The organism is Paenibacillus sp. JCM 10914, from assembly GCF_001315105.1.
Lineage (GTDB): Bacteria > Bacillota > Bacilli > Paenibacillales > Paenibacillaceae > Paenibacillus_AQ.
This window is the reverse complement of sequence record NZ_BAZR01000040.1, coordinates 1-18,216: the sequence shown is the minus strand read 5'-3', so window position 1 is coordinate 18,216 and position 18,216 is coordinate 1. Positions and strand designations below refer to the sequence as shown.

Below are 18,216 nucleotides of genomic sequence, written 5' to 3'. Positions count from 1 at the left end.
CATGAATTGGCTTTGTCTATTCTAGTCTCGCTTCCGGCAACCTTCCTCGTATCCGTACGGCGTAGCATCCGGAGATGAACAACACCGTCGCCGCGATGAAATACGTAGCCCTTACACCGAACTGATCCGTAATCAATCCAAACAACAGTGTAGATACGCCGAATACAAGCGAGATCAATGCGCTTTGAGCCGCATAAACCTTCGGCAGCAGTTGAACCGACACACTGCGCTGTAAGGTACTCTGTAGGGACACAGCTTTCACCTGCTCGAATATACCGAATCCTGCCGAGAATAAGAGCGCCTGCCAAGGCACTGAAGTCATCCCGAAGCCGAATGTCATGAGACTGATGCCAAAGGAAGAATACATGACAAATTTAGGAACATTGCGGTCAATCCGTCCCGCGCCTCTAAGCGCGAACCAGCCACCTAGCAAAAGTCCGAGGAAAAAACTGGCGTTAATGTATCCCCACCACGCCTCTTCCTTGTGCAGCACTTCGGCCACGTAAACATAGATAGTCGCGGCAATCCAGATGACGCCCGCTATCGTCTCCAGTACATATATCACATGGATCGCTCGAAGCGATGGCTGCTTCCAAATCAGCACCCACCCCTCCCGGATCGAGCTCCCATACGGTTCACTCGGTTTGGCCGGGCTCCTCACCGGCTCATACTGATCCTCAATCAGCTTCATGAAAACAGCAGCTGCCGTCGCAAGAAGCAGCGTTAACCAGACTACGTTACTACCGCCTAGGCTGACGACCAACAGTCCGCCTACAGCCCAGCCACCAAGCTGTATCATCTGATCAACGAGCGCCACGAAGCTGTTAGCCTTCGTTAACTCACCGGGATCGACCAGGCGTGGCAGCATCGCGTGGCTAGCTGGTGCCGCCCAGCCATCGAGCAGCGAAATGAGGAATACGAATCCGAGTATGGCGTAGACCGTCACCTCCCGCTCCCCCAACACGTAGTAACTCAGTAATAATAGAAACAACACGGCCGTTTTTCCGATCTGGGAGGACGTGAGCAGCAACTTGAGGCTGTATCGATCCATCAATACGGGCGCCAGGCTACCGCTGATAAAACGCGCCATCGTCGTTGCAAAGGGAATCATCGCCATAAACAAGGCTGACCCCGTTATCCCGTGGACAATCGCCATCAGGCCGACAATGTAAAATAAATCACCGCAATTGGCGAGACCCTGACCGATCCAGAGATAGCGGAATGATCTGCTTTTCATTTTTCTACCCCATTCTGTATTTAATTGTGTTGATATGGGTAGAAAAACCTACATGTTCTGACCTCCGTACGTGCATTTTATATTCCTCATATCGTAACATCGTTAAAAGCTTGTGTTAAGACCATGGAATATTTTTCAACTTCTTATTTTTTGCGCAAACTTAAAACTATTTCACCGGCTCCGAGGTCTAATGATCAGTCAAGCGCACTCAAGTACTTGAGCATGATCCAATCTTAAATGAATAGATCAAACGAATTCGTGCAATGACCATACTAGTGCTAGTAGTTAGGGGTGAGTGAACTGAGAGCGGAAGAATCAAGACAAGCACAGTTCAGCAAGAATATAGAGAAATGCAGAAACAAGTTATACCGGGTAGCCTATTGTTATGTCAAAAACGAGCAAGAGGCACTGGACATCGTATCGGAGGCGACCTATAAGGGATATCTAGCGTACGAGCGAATGATCACGCCGCAGTATTTTGATTCTTGGATGACCCGGATCGTCATTAACGCGGCCATCGACCACCTCGGTCGCAGGAAACGCGTCACGTATATGGAAGACCAAACGCAGGACTACGCGGCTGCAGAGCATGTCGTGCCGTTGGAAGAAAAGCTGGATTTATATGATGCGCTGGACAGACTGCACCCTGAAGAGAAGACCTATATTATTTTGAAGTTTTTTGAGGATTTGCGGTTTCGCGACATGGCGGATGTGCTGTCACTATCCGAAAACACCGTCAAGACCAGGTTCTATCGCATTATCGGCAAATTGAAATCATATCTAAACGAGGGTGAGGTCGATCATCTATGACAGGAAAAGAACGTTATGAGCAGATTGAAATTCCGACGCGGCTGGCGAGCGTAATCGATGCGGCACAGCGGAAGGCCGCCGTACGGAAACGTACCCAGCGTGTACTGCGGTACTCATCCGTGATTGCCGCAGGCATTGCCTTTCTCTTCGTCGTTAACATTCCGAGTGTTGCGAATGCCTTGTCCAAAGTCCCCGTGGTAGGCAACATCGTTCAAGTTCTGCAATTCGGCGGCGGCGGCGAACGAACGGACGGCGTTACGGTGGGAACGGAAGCTGGGGAAGATGTATTCAAAATTCAGTTTAACCAAACAGGCGAGCCCGTCTCCAGCGTTCCTGCATATACGGTAGATCACCGGGACGCACCGAACCGTCTGATCTTTACTTTCAACGGGGTACGAAACTTCGATTATGACACGCTCAAGCAGCAGTTGCTGGACTTACCGCTCGTGAAGGATGTGTATGAGAATGTGATTCTCGATGACTCAGCTATGCGCTTTGTGATTGAGCTGGAGGATGGCGTGAAGCATACTATCTCCGAATTTCGCGATCCCGGATATCTTGAGTTGAAGCTCACCTCGACCGGCGAGGCTGTAACACCGCGCGAAGTCTTCTACGTCCGCAGCGAAGCGATGCCGCAAGGGGAAGCGCTCGCTATTCTGGAAGAGATCTACCTCGAAGACGACGTTACCTTCATCAAGACCGCGAGCGATCATTTTATTGCTGTCATCGGCGGGTATGAATCCCGCGAAGAAGCGGAGATGAAGCTGCGAGAAATCTCGGCACGTGGCAGCTATAGCGATGACCTGCACATTGACAGCTGGATGAGCGATAAACATCCGGATTAATCGGAGGCGGCGCGACTACAGCGATGCCAAAGACCTGTGGCTACTTATGCCACAGGTCTTTTTGCCATTCCATCCATTACTCGCGACAGATCATCAATTTGTTGCCGTCAGGATCCTTCACAACAAACCAATGATCATGTTCAATCTCCGTTACGATCTCGACGCCGAGTTGCTTCATATATTGCAGTGATCCTTCCAGATCATCTGTCATCAGCATAAACGCGGGAGTATCAATCGAGGGCGCACCTCCCGGCTGATCTCCGCCCCATAGAGGCATCGTGTCCAGAATTACGCCTGTTCCTTCCATTGGCAGCGGGCATAGGTGACCATTCATAATCTCGCAGGCAGTCTCCGGCAAGCCAAGCACCCGGCAATACCAGCTTCGTGACTTCGCAATATCCGATACCGGAACGAAAATACTCCCCACCTTGTTCTTAATCGGGCTTGTTTCTGCTTCATGAACGGGATTCCTCAATTCATCCATCGTCGTCTTGCCTCCATAGATCATTCTCAACACACGCGGTGCTGTAAAAGGTCGATATCCTTCGGGCAGTTCTTGTTCCATAGGCGATTGGCTCATCCTAACCCCTCCATCTATCATCTCGATCTCACTTTCTTAACGGGCACATAACAGATGACCTTCAGTCCCTGCTCAGCGGCAGCATCGACATCTTCATCTGGTATATAGCTGGCGAACCAAGAACGATCTGCATCTGACTCATATGTAGCGGTTGTATCAAGCCAACGGTACATCGTCTCAAGGACACCGATCATTGAGCCATAAGCACCGGTAGCGAGGCAGGCATAAATGCCGCCGCCCAGCTTGCGTTCCATGACTTGCTCATCTCTGGCAGGGTGGTAATCCGCAGGCGGCGTAATCATGACCTCATACACCGTGCGATCCTCGCACCATCCATCATCGTAGCTCATATACACTTGAAGATCACCAGCATTTACAAACCCATGACGAGATATCCAGGCGATGGACGCTTCGTCGGCCTCTTCCACAGCATTCACACCCACAGCCCGAAAAGAAACGACTCGAACGAATGGCAATTCCACGACTTCGATCTGCTGCAACGACTTGCTCCGCTTCACAGGTAGATACAGCTTCATCCGCGCAATCTGTTCCTTCTGTAGAACGTACTCTTCGATAAAACGCACTCCATCCATCTCAAACACACTTCGAGGCAGCCATTCGGAGAACAGCCGGTTCCAAGTGGATGTAATACACAACTCCGTCACCGCCTGGACACGCGTCACGGCATAGAGGCCGCCGGACCATTCGATGGGTACTATACTCGGATGGTCCGGTTCCCAGTCTGTCTTCCGGGAATCCACTGCCATTAGCTGATAGCCGAAGGGCTTATCCCCTTCGTCCAGATCTACATGCCATCCGTACAGCTTCAGCTCACTCAGTTCTTTGTCCTGAAGTGCAAGCAGGCTCTGGAAATGATCGATGGCAGCCCGCTCCAGCCCCTGTTCCTGCTCAGCAACATGGAGATACCCCCAGCCCTGGTGCAGTCCTAGACGGATAACCCTTACTTCCGGAAATCTCTCCGTGATTTCCCGCTCCTCTAGATAAGCGACTCGCTGCGCAAGGTTCAGCCGTTCAAAGCTATACACGATCTCGGATTTTCGGTATGCTCCTGGAGTCAGACCGGTGAGTCGCTTAAACGTACTAATAAACGCAGGATAGGAATCAAAACCATGCATAAACCCGATGTCGATCGTGGGTAAGGCGGTCTGTCGCAAGCTCACTGCTGCCTCGCTGATTCTGCGTTTGCGTATATATTCTTTTATGGGATGCCCTGTCATGCTGTGAAACCATCGATACAAGTTAGGCACCGACATCACTGCCACATCAGCTATCTGCGCAAGCGTCAGCGGCTGGGCCAGATGGTCTTCCATATAATCGATCACGCGTTGAATCGTTTCACTCGGGAGCATCTTTCATTCCTTTCTTCACGAACATCGTGCGGATGGGTTATGCAGTCATCATACCAAACTCATTCTTATGAGAAATGCACTTTTTTATCAAATTATACAAAAAAACAAGGCTCCTTTCGAAGCCCTGCGTTCCACTTTCCTATGGCTTTGCGGAATGAGGATAGATCATAACCTTCACACTCGTATCCTTCTGCGTTCTAGCTAGCTCAACGGCTTCCTCGATCTGATCCAAGGCAAACTTGTGAGTAATGATATCCCGAATCCGGCTACCCTTATTCTGTAGCATCTGAATGGCCGCCGGGTATGTGTTCGCGTAACGGAATACGCCGAATACATCGAGTTCCGCATCCACCAGCGCTCCGATATCCACCGGAATCGCATCGCGCGTCGGCAACCCGACAAATACGATTCGGCCGCCGCGATTGACATAGCCGATCGAATCAGCAATGGCACCGGCGTTACCGGATGTCTCGATAATAAGATCGATGCCTTCTCCGCCAGTGAACTCATGCAAGCGCTCAGGAACAATCTCATCCAGCGGGTTGATAACGCCCGTCGCCCCCATCTGCAAGGCCAAATTACGCCGATATTCCACCACATCGCTGCCATAGACCTGAGAGGCTCCTGACATTTTGGCTGCCTCGATTGCCAACAGACCGATCGGTCCGAGACCGAGCACGAGCACCCGGTCCTCCGGCCGGATTCGACCACGCCGTACGGCGTGCAGACCTACGGATAACGGCTCCAGCAACGCACCTTCCTCAAAGGACATTTCATCTGGCAAGCCGAACAGAAAGTCGCTGCGGACGGCTACATATTCTGCCCAAGCCCCATCAACCGGAGGGGTCGCCATGAATACGACATCAGGGCACAAATTGTAACGACCGCTTTTGCAATAAGCGCAGCGCCCGCACGTAACCCCCGGCTCCACGGCCACGCGGTCACCTACAGAGACATTCGTCACCTTCTCCCCGGTTTTCACGACGACGCCGGCAAGTTCATGTCCGAGAATCAACGGTTCTTTCACCTCGTATCGGCCAATTCGTCCATGCTCGTAATAATGAACATCCGAACCGCAAATACCGATACAATATACCTGAATCAAAGCCTCGTCCGGCTTCAGCTCCGGTATAGGAACCTGCTTCACCCCAATGGACAGCGGGCGATCAAGAACGGCTGCGGACATCATATTGGATTGTGACAAACTGATCCACCTCTCATCTCAAGTAATCGCTTACGAACTTAGTTTACATGATAAACGAAGTTCGAATAAAGAGCTATCATTATTGAGAAGCAAGTCGTCATCGCTCTTAAATGTAACTGCCTGTCAGCGATCCTTCGGCCCTGGCCAGTTGAGCAGGCGTTCCCTCGAACACGATCTGACCTCCGCGGCTGCCCCCTTCGGGTCCCAGATCAATAATCCAATCCGCCTGGCGGATCACATCCAAGTTGTGCTCAATGACGATCACGGAACTTCCGTTGTCCACCAATCGGTTCATCATATCCAGCAAATGCCCGACATCCGACATATGCAGCCCCGTGGTCGGCTCGTCCATCACATAGATCTTCCCTTGCTTGTGCAGCTCGCTGGCGAGCTTAATTCGCTGGCTTTCTCCGCCAGACAGCGTGCTCAGCGGCTGTCCCAGTGTCAGATAATGCAGACCCACATCGTGCAAGGCCTCCAGCCGTCGCTGAATCTCGCTTTTCTCGAAAAAATCAAGCGCCTGCTGCACTGTCATGTCCAGCACATCCGTAATCATCTTTCCATCAAGCTTGTATGAAAGCACCTTATCCTTGAAGCGTCTGCCATCACACGTATCGCATGGGGACTTGACGCCCTCCATAAATGCCAGATCCGTGTAGATGAATCCGAGTCCGCGGCAATCGGGACAAGCCCCTTTAGAGTTAAAGCTGAACAGAGAAGGGCTCTGGCTGTTTGCCTTGGCAAACAGTCCACGGATATCGTCCATAATGCCCGTAAACGTCGCTGGATTGGATCGAATCGATGTACTGACCGCAGATTGGTCGATGACAACGGCATCCGGATACTGCGATAAGAAGGCGTGATGGATAAGCGAACTTTTACCTGATCCGGCTACACCAGTCACCACGGTCAACACCCCTTCAGGCACATCTACCGTGACATTCTGTAAATTATGGTGGTTCGCATTCGTAATACGCATCCGGCCGGCTGGAGTCCGGACCTGTGGTTTGATCGGCAAGCAACGTTTCATATATCGCCCGGTTAACGTAGCTTCTTGACTGTTCAACTGCTCAACCGTGCCCTCGAAGACGATCTCCCCTCCCCGAGAACCTGCATTCGGCCCCACATCCACCACATGGTCGGCAATCTCGATCACGTCACGGTCATGCTCCACGATTAGCACGGTATTCCCCTTGTCGCGAAGCTTCAGCAGCATGCCATTCAAACGATGGACGTCCCGTGGATGTAAGCCGACACTCGGCTCATCGAATACATACATCATATCCGTCAGGCTGCTGCCCAAGTGTCTGACCATCTTCACCCTCTGCGATTCGCCACCCGACAACGTAGTGGTCTCCCGGCTTAGCGTCAAATAGTCCAGCCCCATATCAATCAGATGCCCAAGCCGCTCCGTTAAGCTTGTCACCATGCTGGCAGCCATCGGTTCCTTGATCTCCAAGATAAACTTTCTCAGTTCCCCGATCTCCAATGCGGCAAGCTCGGCAATATTGTATCCAAGGATTTTGCAGCTTAGGGCTTCTTGGCTCAGCCTTGTACCCTTGCATAAAGAACATGGACCATGGGTTATGAAGGCTTTTACGTGATTCAGCGTTCTTTCGGATAGCTCGCTGCTGTCCCGCTGAATATAGAGCCGATTGAATTTCAGCACCAAACCTTCAAAATCGGACTCCACCGGTCCCCCTTTGGACGGATACTTCACCTTCCCCTCCCTGCCATACAACAAAAGCTCCCATTCTGCTTCCGTATAATCCTCAAGCTTCTTATCGTTATCAAAGAAACCAGACATCGTAAAGTTCTTCAAATACCAGCTGTCCACCGAAAATATTGGAAATAAAACCGCTCCTTCATTCAAGGATTTGGTCGTGTCGAGCAACTTCTTCAGATCCAGTTCAACCTTCTTGCCAATCCCCTGACATTCCGGGCACATCCCTTGCGGGTCGTTAAATGAAAAAACATTGGAATAACCCACGAACGGCTGTCCTACCCTGGAAAACAGCAAGCGGAGCACCGCATACAGATCGGTAATTGTCCCAAGCGTGGACCGTGAATTGCCCCCTAGACGCTTCTGATCAATGACGATCGCCGTCGACAAGTTCTCTAGCATATCAACGTCAGGCTGACGATGTCTTGGAAGACGGTTACGGACAAATGCGGTAAACGTCTCATTCAGCAATCGCTGCGCCTCGGAACTGATCGTATCGAACACGATGGATGATTTACCCGAACCGGATACACCGGTAAAGACGGTAATTTTCCGTTTTGGAATTTGCAGCGACACATTCTTCAAGTTATTCTCCCTGGCTCCGCGAATCTTGATATATTCTTGTGGCATACGTTCTCCTCCCACTCCTGTCGTGTTCTAAGTATAAATGGGAATCATGACATCTACTGTCATAATGAAGGAAGGAAAAATATAAAGCAGGTTGCTAAGTGGACTTAATGTTATACTGATATCATACGATTTCTTCATTACAGGAGAGTAATAGCGATATGAGTAAAAAAATTGTTGCCATTGATATGGATGATACGATGTGTCATCTGATGCCAAGAGCCATACACTATCATAATTTACAATATGCCGACCCGCAGCTGACGCTGGATCAGATCACGGATTATAATCTGAACCAGATATGGCATCCCGAATGCTCTGAGGAATTTTTCTTCGGCAAGCCCGGCCTGTATGAGGAGCTTGAAATATTCGACGAGTATACCATTAAAGAAGTGGAACGGATGGCCCGTGACTATGATGTTATTGTAGTAACGGCAGCCCGTCCCTCCTCTGTCCCTGAAAAATGGAGATGGCTGCAGCGACATATGCCTTTTATTCCATTCGATAATTTCTTCGTGGCTAAACGCAAGGATCTCGTGGACTTCGATCTGCTGATTGATGACGGTCCCCACAATGCCCTGGCTGCGAGGGACGCCGGCAAACCCACCATCTTAATTCCGCGGCCATGGAACGCTCGCATCCAGCATGAATTTATCCTCAAGGATTCCTGGAAGGGCATGAACGAGTTGGTTGACGACATTCTCTCCGGCCGTATTAAGCCGGGCAGCAAGGAGCAGCGCAATGAACACAGACCGCAATAACCGTTACCTCTCGCAGGACATGCAATTCTTCGCGGCCGCCTTATCCGAGGCACTAGTGTCCGTATGGGAAGAGGACCCTGCCAGTGTGTATGTAGAGATTGAACGAGGATATATCGAAGGCTATACCCCTGATGTCGTTCGGATACGCAATGAGCATTCCGGCGTCCTGACCCACTATAGCCGCGACACCGCTATGTTTCAGCGGGTGTAACCATACAGATAGGCCGCCTCCGTAGGGAAGCGGCCTTTTTCCGTTATCTTTCATCTTCTTCCGGCAATAACGACGACACAGAAGGTTGCAATCGGCCCTAGCAGGAGGGACAGTAGAAAGCAGTTGAGTCCCGATCTGTTCTTCCCTTGAGCCAAACCTGCATTGATTAACGCAAGCGTTCCCCATCCTACGTAAAATTCGCTATTCATCGAATCCCCCTCCAGCGTTGATCTTATGTGAATATATCCGTATGATCAGATCAAACGTTGCGGGATGTTATTTCTTCCGGGATGCAATAGCCTCGAGCGTCTGCTTCACGGTCTGGTGACCAAATACGGCAAACGCCCCTGCGAGTATCCCCTGTATGATATTTTCCACGCTCCATCCGATCAGACCGGCCGTGAACAAGATAGACACCACGATCACCACATATACAATGCTCCAATTCGGAACCTTTGGCGTTTGCTTCAGCACATACCCAATCACCCAGCAGGCAACAACGACCATAAACAGCCGCGGATCGATCAATTGAACAATGACGCTCCATTCCATCGTAAACCCACCCTTCCAACGCTCTCCTACATTCTATGCTTGTTGTCTATCGATCGGCTTGTATTACTATCCTTATTCCGGTTAGCAATATAATAGAATTGGCAGGACGCGATATGGAATTGCCGTTTCTGTTGCTGACAAAAAAACGCGGCTCCCGTGCGAGAGCCGCGCCATCCCTATTATTGTTCAATTCCCCAATTCCAAAAGAACAATCGATTACACCTTGCTGACCTCAGGATCTTGCACTACAGTTGCCTTGGATTCATCATGCACCGCAGACTGCTCTCCTTGCCACAGCAGGCGCATCTCTGCGCTCGTCGCCAGTAGCTCGGACAAGCTGCCTTCCGCCTCGATACGGCCATCCTTCATCACGATGATGTGATCAGCCCTCGATAGCGCTGCCCTGCGATGAGACACCGCGATGCACGTCACGTCCTGCTCCTGAAACAGCCCTTCCCACACCTGCTGCTCGGTCTCTACGTCGAGCGCACTGGAAAGATCATCGAAGATGTAGAGGTCCGCGCCGGTCATCAGCATCCGGGCCGTAGCCGCGCGCTGAATCTGGCCGCCGGACAACATTACGCCTCTTGGTCCGACAAACGTCTCCAGGCCTTGATCCAGATTCTCGATATCTTTATCCATCACAGATAGGCGAATCGCGCGCTCTAAGGATTCCTCCACCTGCTCTTGCTTCCCTTGCACGAGGTTCTCTCGCAACGGGTCACTGAACAACCGCGGCACCTGCGGCGTATAAGCCGCTCTCGGCGGCATGAGGAAGGTCGCCGGGTCAACCGCTCCCCCGTTCCAGAGAATCGTGCCTTGCTGCTTAGGCAGCAGGCCGAGAAGCGTCCTCACGAGTGTCGATTTACCTGCACCGATCCGTCCGGTTACCACCAGGAATTTGCCGCGCTCAAGCCGCAGATTAATATCGTGTATGCCATTCTCCGAGTTCGGATATTGATAAGACAGGTTATTAACCTCAATTTCTCTCAGCTTCTCTTCAGGCTTCCTTAGTGGAACGACAGGTCTCGGCGGGTCTTCATTCAGATAAGTCTCCCTTGCGTCAATAATCCGGTCTTCCTCACCCGGCCGAAACAGCATTCGCATCCGATCGAAGGAAACCTTCAACCGCTTATGTTGGAACACCATATAGCCAAAGAGAGAAATACTGAAGCCGATATTAGCCAAGTATGTCGTAAACAGTGCGAAGTTTCCTACACTAAAACGCCCCGCCTGCATTTCCGCAGCACACATCAGCAAGATAAGTCCCGTACAGATGCTCAGTACATGCTGGTTCAATGAACGCATCCACTGCTTGAACAGATTATCCTTCAGAGCCGCTTGACGACGGTCTTCACTCAGCTTCGTGAATCTTTCATGCACATGATCCTCGGCTTGGCCGAGCTTCAAAGCTTGCACGGCACCGAACGTCTCCGCTATGAAACTCGTAATCCGCCCCGTCGCTTCACGGTTCTTCTGACCATAACGACGGGCCCGGTTACCGGAAAGATTGTTCAGCAACGTCACAACCACTAACGGCAGAACAGCTACCAGCATGATCTTCCAATTGATACTGGCCATGACGGCAACGGAGACGAGTGCGAACACGAGTCGCCCCCAGAAATCCACCCAAGATTCCACGTACTCTACAACCTCATCCACGTCATCGCGGAAGCGGCTCATCGCCTCTCCCGGCGACGCCGGGAGATTTCGACCTGGCCAACGCATGATGCCTGCCAGCATATTGGTTCGCAGAATTGCCTGAATATGATAGATATAAGTGACCCAGGCGTAAAAGGCCGCAAAGAAAGTGCCCACCCTCGCGAAGCGGACGACAGCGATGAAAATCAGCGGCACCGCCAGCCATAAGTAATCCGTAGACTGTGCGGTCGCACGATCAAAGAACCACTGCATGCCAAGTCCAATCAGCAAAGGCAGCGAATGAAAGATACACCACAGAATTCCGTTCACGATAAATAAAGAAGGCTTGTAGCGGAACAAACGCCCGATAAATCCAGTAATCGTCATGCAAGCTCCTCCTCTCTGCCTGTAATCAGAAGTCTGGCATAATGAGAGGCTGGATCTTGGGCCAGTGCTTCTCTTGCCCCGAACTCTAGAATCCGGCCATCGCCCAGCACCATAATCTTATCCACTTGCTCCAACGTAGCCAGACGGTGCGCAATAATGACGCCCGTGCAGCTGAGCATCAGTTGATCCACGGCTGCTTGGAGCATCGTCTCCGTTGCCGCGTCGAGGCGTGAAGACGGCTCATCGAGAATAACCAGGCTAGGTTGGGTCAAGAAGACCCGAGTCAATGCAAACAGCTGCGCCTCTCCGGCTGATAACGACGCTCCTCCTGTCGAGAGATGCGTATCCAATCCTTGCGGCTGGGCGTCGATCCATTGACGCAGGCCCAGACGCTCGGTCGTCTCCATAATGAACGCATCGGAGACGCTGTGATTAAACAAAGTGAGGTTGTCGCGAAGAGAACCGTCGAACAGCTGCACATCCTGCGTTACCATACCAACCCGGCGATAAAGCGCCGGCAGCTTCAACTTCGTAATATCCGTGCCGCCTACGCGGATAACCCCGCTGTCGATGTTGTACAGACGAAGCAGCACTCGGCTGAGACTCGACTTCCCGCTGCCAGTACGCCCGATGATGCCAAGACGTTCACCCGGCTTTACAGTAAAATTAATATCCTTAAGTACCGGCTTATCCTCATTGTAGCTAAAGTTCACGCCTTCGAATTCCAAACCAAGCGCACCGTCCGGAAGCCGCTCCTCTGCCCCGTCTGCAATCTCGCTGCGATTCGATAGCAGCTCCCTGGAACGAAGCATGCCGGATTTTGCTTTTTGAAACTCCTGCACTTGGTCGCCCAGCATCTCAATCGGGTCATTGAGCATCTGCGTATATTGATAGATCAGGAACAACGTTCCCAGAGTGATCTCTCCAATTAGATAATATCGGACGCCCAATAACAGAACTGCCGTAACTGCCAGCGCAAACAGAACAACGGTCGTGTTCCACGGAATGACCCGCATCATCCACGCCTTGCGGCCTTTCAGAAACACGCTGCGCATCATCCGGTGGAACCGACTCATGACATACGGCACATTCCCGTTGGCCTGCACGTCTTCGATCCCGGCAATGCGCTCCTCAATTAATCCGAACAGGGACGCACTGGCAGCGCGTTCATCCTTCGATGACTTGACCCCCATATTCCGAATGAATACCATGAACAGAATCGATAATACGGTGAAGACCGTCATGACAAGCGCAATGGGCAAGTTTACGGTAAACATAAAACCGAGAATACCGGCAAGCAGTACAAAGCTTCCGATGACCTGTACGATGAACATCGCAAAAAAGTTCGATATACTCGTCACGTCACCATCCACGCGTTCAATCATTTCACCCGGTGTCTTCACATTATGAAACCTCATGTCGAGCCGGAGACAATGCCTTAACAGATCTCCACGGAGCCGGTTCGTCGCCCGCCAAGAGACATCATTGCCAAGATAGCTGACGGCAACGGTTATCAATTGGTTCACAACAGCGACAACGAGAAAGATGCCCGCGAGCTGAATCAGGCTGGACAGCAACCCCCCGTCTGCTGCGGTGTCAATAAAACGCTTTACAATTTGCGGATTCAGCAGCTGCAAGCCTGTTGACACCAGCAGCATGATCAAGAGTATGCTTAAGCGTCCCTTGACCGGTTTTAAATATCTTAACAGCCATGTCATCGATATTTTTTCTTTTTTGGGCACGATTGCCCACCCCCATATACAAGCAAATAATCACGGATAGCTCCCCTGTCATTTTTGACCCCGGTCAATAGCCATAAGCAGCAAATCATAATATAGTTTAACTGAATTCCCATGGTTTTCCTAGGTAGAGAATAATTATAATTCTCCGCTGTTAGAGTTAGCTTCTATATAATTAAGACCATAAAGAATTAACCTCGTGAATCTCCTTCTTCTGATTCATTCGTGGTTGGTTTATCACCATAAATGTAGTTCTTTGTAACTATTTCGGTGTAAATGTCAAAAAATAAGAACCCCATAATTTAGCATTTTCGTATATGTATATAGAGTAACGTGCAACTATTTGGAGGTGGCATAATCATGAGTACTGAAATGAGTGGACTTGCCGGATTGAATGAAGAAAGACTTAGCGAAATTCGAGAGAACGTCTCTAGACTCTCAGAAATGAAACAAGAGGTTCCTGTAGAGGAGCTGTTCTCCGAGCCGTTTGTTCAAAGACATACCCCGTTCCTCACGATAGATGAACTTCTCGAAACCGCCGGCTACCAAGGAGACACGGACGAGGATTTTGACCAATTCATACAAAACGACAAGATTGATCCCTTTATTGCCGGCCACACCTCATTTGAGAATTGGCAAGCCTTCCAGGAGAAGGCGGTAGCATCCTACATCGCAAAGTGGATCGGTCTATAATATATCTGAGATATGTGCGCAAAGAAGCCTCCCTGATCCCGACATCAGGGAGGCTTCTGTTTATATAAATTTAAGGGGTGTCTTTATCTTACGCCCGAAATCTTAAGAAGAGCTTAAAATTCGATTAACTGTGTATTAAACTTGAACCTTTGGTGCATCCATTAATTGGAGGAATCCGTCAAATCGGGCGTTATCCTCCTAGCTTATCCTGTACCGATTGAATCTTGAGTTTGCTTGAGGAGATTTGATCTCGACGATCATCGATCTTGACCGATGTTGATACGCGCTTGGCGCCGGATAAGAATGGAGTTTCATGCAAAGCCTCTATCGCACGCCATACCCATGTAAGCTCTCCTTCAATAATGGTGCTCATCGACGTCAACTCGTAGGTGATACCATCCTGCTTCTCCAAAACCCGCTGCATCTCCGCTACGTAAGCACTAAGACTCGTTGTTCCTGTTCCGATCGGAATCACCGTCACTTCGGCAATCGCCATGTTACCTGCCTCCTCATTCGTAATCTTACTACCAGAGATAGGGACTACGTTTTTTCCAATTATCGTCATCATATCAATTTCACACCTTTATATCAAAAAAACAAACGTCATGAACCACCATATATCGTATGGTCCTACGCCCATTTTCATACGGCTGCTTTATCATTTGTCAATGTGATAAGATACGTGGAATCCGGGTAGAAATGGTCGCATTCTGTCACAATCCCGTAAATCTCACCTCCTTTTGACCGTTTATGAACTGGCAAGAAGGTCTCTCTTTTGCTATAATTCTTTTTGCATCAAATTTTAAGATAATGGTTTACAGATACAATATATTGGGTTAAATTAGATTAACAACAACCAAATATAGTGTATACAGGTGTCAGCACTGCCTATAAGACAGTCTGGCTTAATAGGGAAGCATGGTGCAAATCCATCACGGTCCCGCCACTGTAAGGCTTTCCGGTTTCATACGATTAGGTAGCCGGCCACATGAGGACAAATTGCCACTGAAGTACCACAAAAATCTTCGGGAAGGCGTCCATGTGCGAGAACCAAGTCAGGAGACCTGCCTGTTGCAAGAGACACACCGACCTACGGAGCATAGGTATGTGTTCGTTTATTGCGTCTGTACATAACCAATTGCAAAGCCCTCGGGCTATTCATCCATGTTATTCTCAGTATCACAGCGCACGGACATTTTCAAACCTGACCGATAGGTTTCTCGAAAATGTTTTTTTGATGCCTTTTTTCCTAATTTCCCCCTAAGAAAGCGAGGAATTATGTATGCCCCAGCTCGTCGTTAAACCGAACAATCGTCAACTTGCCTTTGATCAAATCCGTCTCTCCGTGTATGCCGACCGGAACTTGAAGGGGTTGGACATGCTTGATAAGGAGCGCTTGCTCCGTGGCGTCAACGCCAAGCTTCGCGGTGAACAAGTTACTGGCGAAGAGATCAGCAACGCCTTCACCATGTCTGCTCTGGAGCTCGTAACCAAAGAAGAACCGAACTGGAAGTTTGCCGCAGCGCGTTCATTCCTGACTTCATTATATAAAAAAGCAGCCACCAACCGCCGATACAAAGCTTATCCGGAAGAGCCATACGGTGCTTTCTACCCGCTCATTACAGAGCTTGTTCAGAAAGGCATATACCGTGAGGATTTGCTTACTAGCTATACCAAGGAACAGATCGAGGAACTTGGTGAATACATCGATCCGGACCGTGACCTATTGTTCGATTATATTGGGCTGCTCACACTCGCTGAACGTTATCTGGCCAATGATTTTGATGGCCGCGTGATGGAGTTGCCACAAGAACGTTACATGGTCATCGCGATGTTCCTCATGCATAACGAACCTGCCGACAAACGTCTCGACCTTGTAAAAGAAGCTTACTGGGCGATGAGTAACCTGTACATGACCGCCGCTACACCGACGATGTCCAATGCGGGTAAAAAAGTGGCCGGTCAGCTCTCCAGTTGTTTCATCGATACTGTAGACGACTCCCTTGAAGGGATCTTCGATTCGAATACGGACATCGCTCGTCTCAGCAAAATGGGCGGCGGTATCGGAGTCTACCTCGGTAAGGTCCGTGCCCGCGGCTCGGATATTCGCGGCCACAAGAACACCAGCTCCGGCGTCATCCCTTGGATTCGCCAATTAAACAACACCGCCGTTAGCGTTGACCAGTTGGGAACGCGCAAAGGCGCCATCGCCGTATATCTGGATGTATTCCACAAAGATATCCTGTCCTTCCTGGACTTGAAGTTGAACAACGGTGACGAGCGCATGAGAGCACATGACGTGTTTCATGGCATATGTCTGCCCGATCTGTTCATGGAAGCCGTTGAATCCCGTGAAGAGTGGAGCCTGTTCTGCCCGCACGAAGTGAAGAAGATCATGGGCTGGAAAGACGAGAACGGCCGTCCACAGGGTCTCGAAGACTTCTATGACCAAGGCAAAGGCGAAGGTGAATTCCGTCTAAAGTATGCCGAAGCCGTAGCGAACCCGCTGCTGCCTCGCATCACCGTGCAAGCGATCGACATCATGAAGCGCGTGATGAAATCGCAGCTTGAGACAGGTACGCCTTACATGTTCTACCGTGACACGGTGAACCGTGCGAACCCGAACTCTGCACACGGCATGATCTACTCATCCAACCTGTGTACTGAGATCATGCAGAACCAATCAGCAACGGTAGTTGAACAGGAAGAGCTCGTGACGAAGGATGGCCAAACCCGAATCGTCATTTCCAAAATCCCTGGCGACTTCGTTGTCTGCAACCTGAACTCCATCCACTTGGCACGTGCGGTACCTGCCGGTGTCCTGGAGCGTCTCGTGCCGATCCAGGTACGTATGCTGGATAACGTAATCGACATTAATAACATTGAAGTTCTGCAAGCCCAGTACACGAATAGTCAGTACCGCGCAGTCGGCCTTGGTACCTTCGGTCTGCACCACTTGCTGGCGCTCGAAGGCATCCGTTGGGAGTCCGATGAAGCCGTTGCCTATAACGACAACCTGTATGAACATATTAACTACCTGCTCGTGAAATCCAGCATGGAGCTGGCCAAGGAAAAAGGCCACTATCCGAAATTCAAGGGCTCCGATTGGGAGAGCGGCGAATACTTCACGTTCCGCGGTTACACCGATGGCGAGCATGAAGGCAAATTCGTCACAACTGAACAATGGCGCGAACTGCAGCAAGAAGTTCATTCGAACGGTGTCCGTAACGCATGGCTGTTTGCCATCGCACCGAACGGTTCCACTTCGATTATTGCAGGCTCCACGGCAAGTATCGATCCATTGTACGAACTTCTTTCTTATGAAGAAAAAACCACTTATAAAGTGGCCAACCCGGCTCCGGATCTGTCCGAGAAAACGATCTGGTACTATAAAACGGCTTTCCTGATCGACCAGAATTGGTCCATCAAGATGGCTGCCGCTCGTCAGCGACACGTTGACCAAGCGCAAAGCTTTAACCTGTATGTTCGCCCTGATATCCGGGCTTCGGAATTCTTGGAGCTGCACCTGCATGCATGGAAAGCCGGCATTAAGTCCACGTATTATGTACGCAGCCGTGCGCTGACTATTGAAGAGTGCGAGTCGTGCGCAAGTTAATCTTTTTCGAACCCACCCAAACCCTCCCTTCCAAGGGAGGGCCCCAAGGCTCTGCCCTCTGGACACCCGAAAGGTGGGCAATGAGTGAATGAGGCGCTTCTACGTTACTTTGGTGGTAGGAGCGCTTTCTCCCTTCGGGAACGCTGGAATTATAGTGCAGAAGACCGTTGAGTTACTTCGGGCGCTTGTTGAGCTACTTCCTGCTAAGAGCGCTGTCCCT

Annotated in this window: 16 protein-coding genes and 1 riboswitch; of the genes, 6 read left to right on the top strand and 10 right to left on the bottom strand. The window is 50.4% G+C overall.

Features of this window, described 5'->3' with window-relative positions; genetic code table 11:
• Positions 1–16: 16 nt before the first annotated feature.
• A complete protein-coding gene (locus tag JCM10914_RS25580; RefSeq protein WP_023966435.1) occupies positions 17–1,237 on the bottom strand; it encodes an MFS transporter in 1,221 nt (406 codons plus the stop codon).
• A 291-nt stretch (positions 1,238–1,528) separates the two neighbouring features.
• Between JCM10914_RS25580 and JCM10914_RS25575 the strand changes: the two genes are divergently transcribed.
• Positions 1,529–2,047 (top strand): sigma-70 family RNA polymerase sigma factor, encoded by a 519-nt coding sequence (locus JCM10914_RS25575; RefSeq protein ID WP_023966433.1) that lies wholly within the window; start codon positions 1,529–1,531, stop codon positions 2,045–2,047.
• Positions 2,044–2,892, top strand: a complete 849-nt coding sequence (locus JCM10914_RS25570) for a hypothetical protein (protein WP_023966431.1) — start codon at positions 2,044–2,046, stop codon at positions 2,890–2,892. The genes JCM10914_RS25575 and JCM10914_RS25570 overlap by 4 nt, the downstream gene beginning before the upstream one ends.
• Positions 2,893–2,968: 76 nt before the next feature.
• Here JCM10914_RS25570 and JCM10914_RS25565 read toward each other — a convergent pair whose 3' ends face one another.
• From JCM10914_RS25565 to JCM10914_RS25550, 4 genes are all read right to left on the bottom strand, one after another.
• Entirely contained in the window at positions 2,969–3,472 is a 504-nt protein-coding gene (locus JCM10914_RS25565; RefSeq protein WP_023966429.1) for a VOC family protein, read from the bottom strand.
• A gap of 17 nt (positions 3,473–3,489) precedes the next feature.
• The gene (locus JCM10914_RS25560; protein ID WP_023966427.1) at positions 3,490–4,842 is read right to left on the bottom strand and encodes a helix-turn-helix domain-containing protein; all 1,353 of its coding nucleotides are present in this window, start codon (positions 4,840–4,842) and stop codon (positions 3,490–3,492) included.
• A gap of 139 nt (positions 4,843–4,981) precedes the next feature.
• Positions 4,982–6,046, bottom strand: a complete 1,065-nt coding sequence (locus tag JCM10914_RS25555) for an NAD(P)-dependent alcohol dehydrogenase (protein WP_023966426.1) — start codon at positions 6,044–6,046, stop codon at positions 4,982–4,984.
• A 106-nt stretch (positions 6,047–6,152) separates the two neighbouring features.
• Positions 6,153–8,399, bottom strand: a complete 2,247-nt coding sequence (locus JCM10914_RS25550) for an excinuclease ABC subunit UvrA (protein WP_023966424.1) — start codon at positions 8,397–8,399, stop codon at positions 6,153–6,155.
• Between the two features lie 158 nt (positions 8,400–8,557).
• On the opposite strand from JCM10914_RS25550, the gene JCM10914_RS25545 reads away from it, so the two are divergent.
• Positions 8,558–9,157, top strand: coding sequence for a hypothetical protein (locus JCM10914_RS25545; protein WP_023966422.1), 600 nt, complete (start codon positions 8,558–8,560; stop codon positions 9,155–9,157).
• The gene (locus JCM10914_RS25540; RefSeq protein WP_023966420.1) at positions 9,138–9,368 is read left to right on the top strand and encodes a hypothetical protein; all 231 of its coding nucleotides are present in this window, start codon (positions 9,138–9,140) and stop codon (positions 9,366–9,368) included. Before JCM10914_RS25545 ends, JCM10914_RS25540 begins: the two co-directional genes overlap by 20 nt.
• Positions 9,369–9,418: 50 nt before the next feature.
• Here JCM10914_RS25540 and JCM10914_RS29430 read toward each other — a convergent pair whose 3' ends face one another.
• The 4 genes from JCM10914_RS29430 to JCM10914_RS25525 form a co-directional block, all read right to left on the bottom strand.
• A complete protein-coding gene (locus tag JCM10914_RS29430; protein WP_023966418.1) occupies positions 9,419–9,577 on the bottom strand; it encodes a hypothetical protein in 159 nt (52 codons plus the stop codon).
• A gap of 67 nt (positions 9,578–9,644) precedes the next feature.
• On the bottom strand, positions 9,645–9,920 hold the full coding sequence (locus JCM10914_RS25535) for a phage holin family protein (protein WP_023966416.1): 276 nt from the start codon (positions 9,918–9,920) through the stop codon (positions 9,645–9,647).
• Positions 9,921–10,136: 216 nt separating this feature from the next.
• Positions 10,137–11,948 (bottom strand): ABC transporter ATP-binding protein, encoded by a 1,812-nt coding sequence (locus JCM10914_RS25530; RefSeq protein ID WP_023966414.1) that lies wholly within the window; start codon positions 11,946–11,948, stop codon positions 10,137–10,139.
• Complete coding sequence (locus JCM10914_RS25525; protein WP_023966412.1) at positions 11,945–13,690, bottom strand: ABC transporter ATP-binding protein; 1,746 nt, start codon at positions 13,688–13,690, stop codon at positions 11,945–11,947. The genes JCM10914_RS25530 and JCM10914_RS25525 overlap by 4 nt, the downstream gene beginning before the upstream one ends.
• A 357-nt stretch (positions 13,691–14,047) precedes the next feature.
• On the opposite strand from JCM10914_RS25525, the gene JCM10914_RS25520 reads away from it, so the two are divergent.
• Positions 14,048–14,380: a hypothetical protein gene (locus JCM10914_RS25520; protein WP_023966410.1), complete on the top strand. Its 333-nt coding sequence runs from the start codon at positions 14,048–14,050 to the stop codon at positions 14,378–14,380.
• 190 nt (positions 14,381–14,570) lie between these two features.
• On the opposite strand, the gene JCM10914_RS25515 is transcribed toward JCM10914_RS25520, so the two are convergent.
• The gene (locus JCM10914_RS25515; protein ID WP_023966408.1) at positions 14,571–14,876 is read right to left on the bottom strand and encodes an MTH1187 family thiamine-binding protein; all 306 of its coding nucleotides are present in this window, start codon (positions 14,874–14,876) and stop codon (positions 14,571–14,573) included.
• Between the two features lie 360 nt (positions 14,877–15,236).
• Positions 15,237–15,467, top strand: a riboswitch (cobalamin riboswitch).
• A 195-nt stretch (positions 15,468–15,662) separates the two neighbouring features.
• Here JCM10914_RS25515 and JCM10914_RS25510 point away from each other — a divergent pair.
• Entirely contained in the window at positions 15,663–17,996 is a 2,334-nt protein-coding gene (locus tag JCM10914_RS25510; RefSeq protein ID WP_023966406.1) for a ribonucleoside-diphosphate reductase subunit alpha, read from the top strand.
• Positions 17,997–18,216 lie beyond the last annotated feature (220 nt).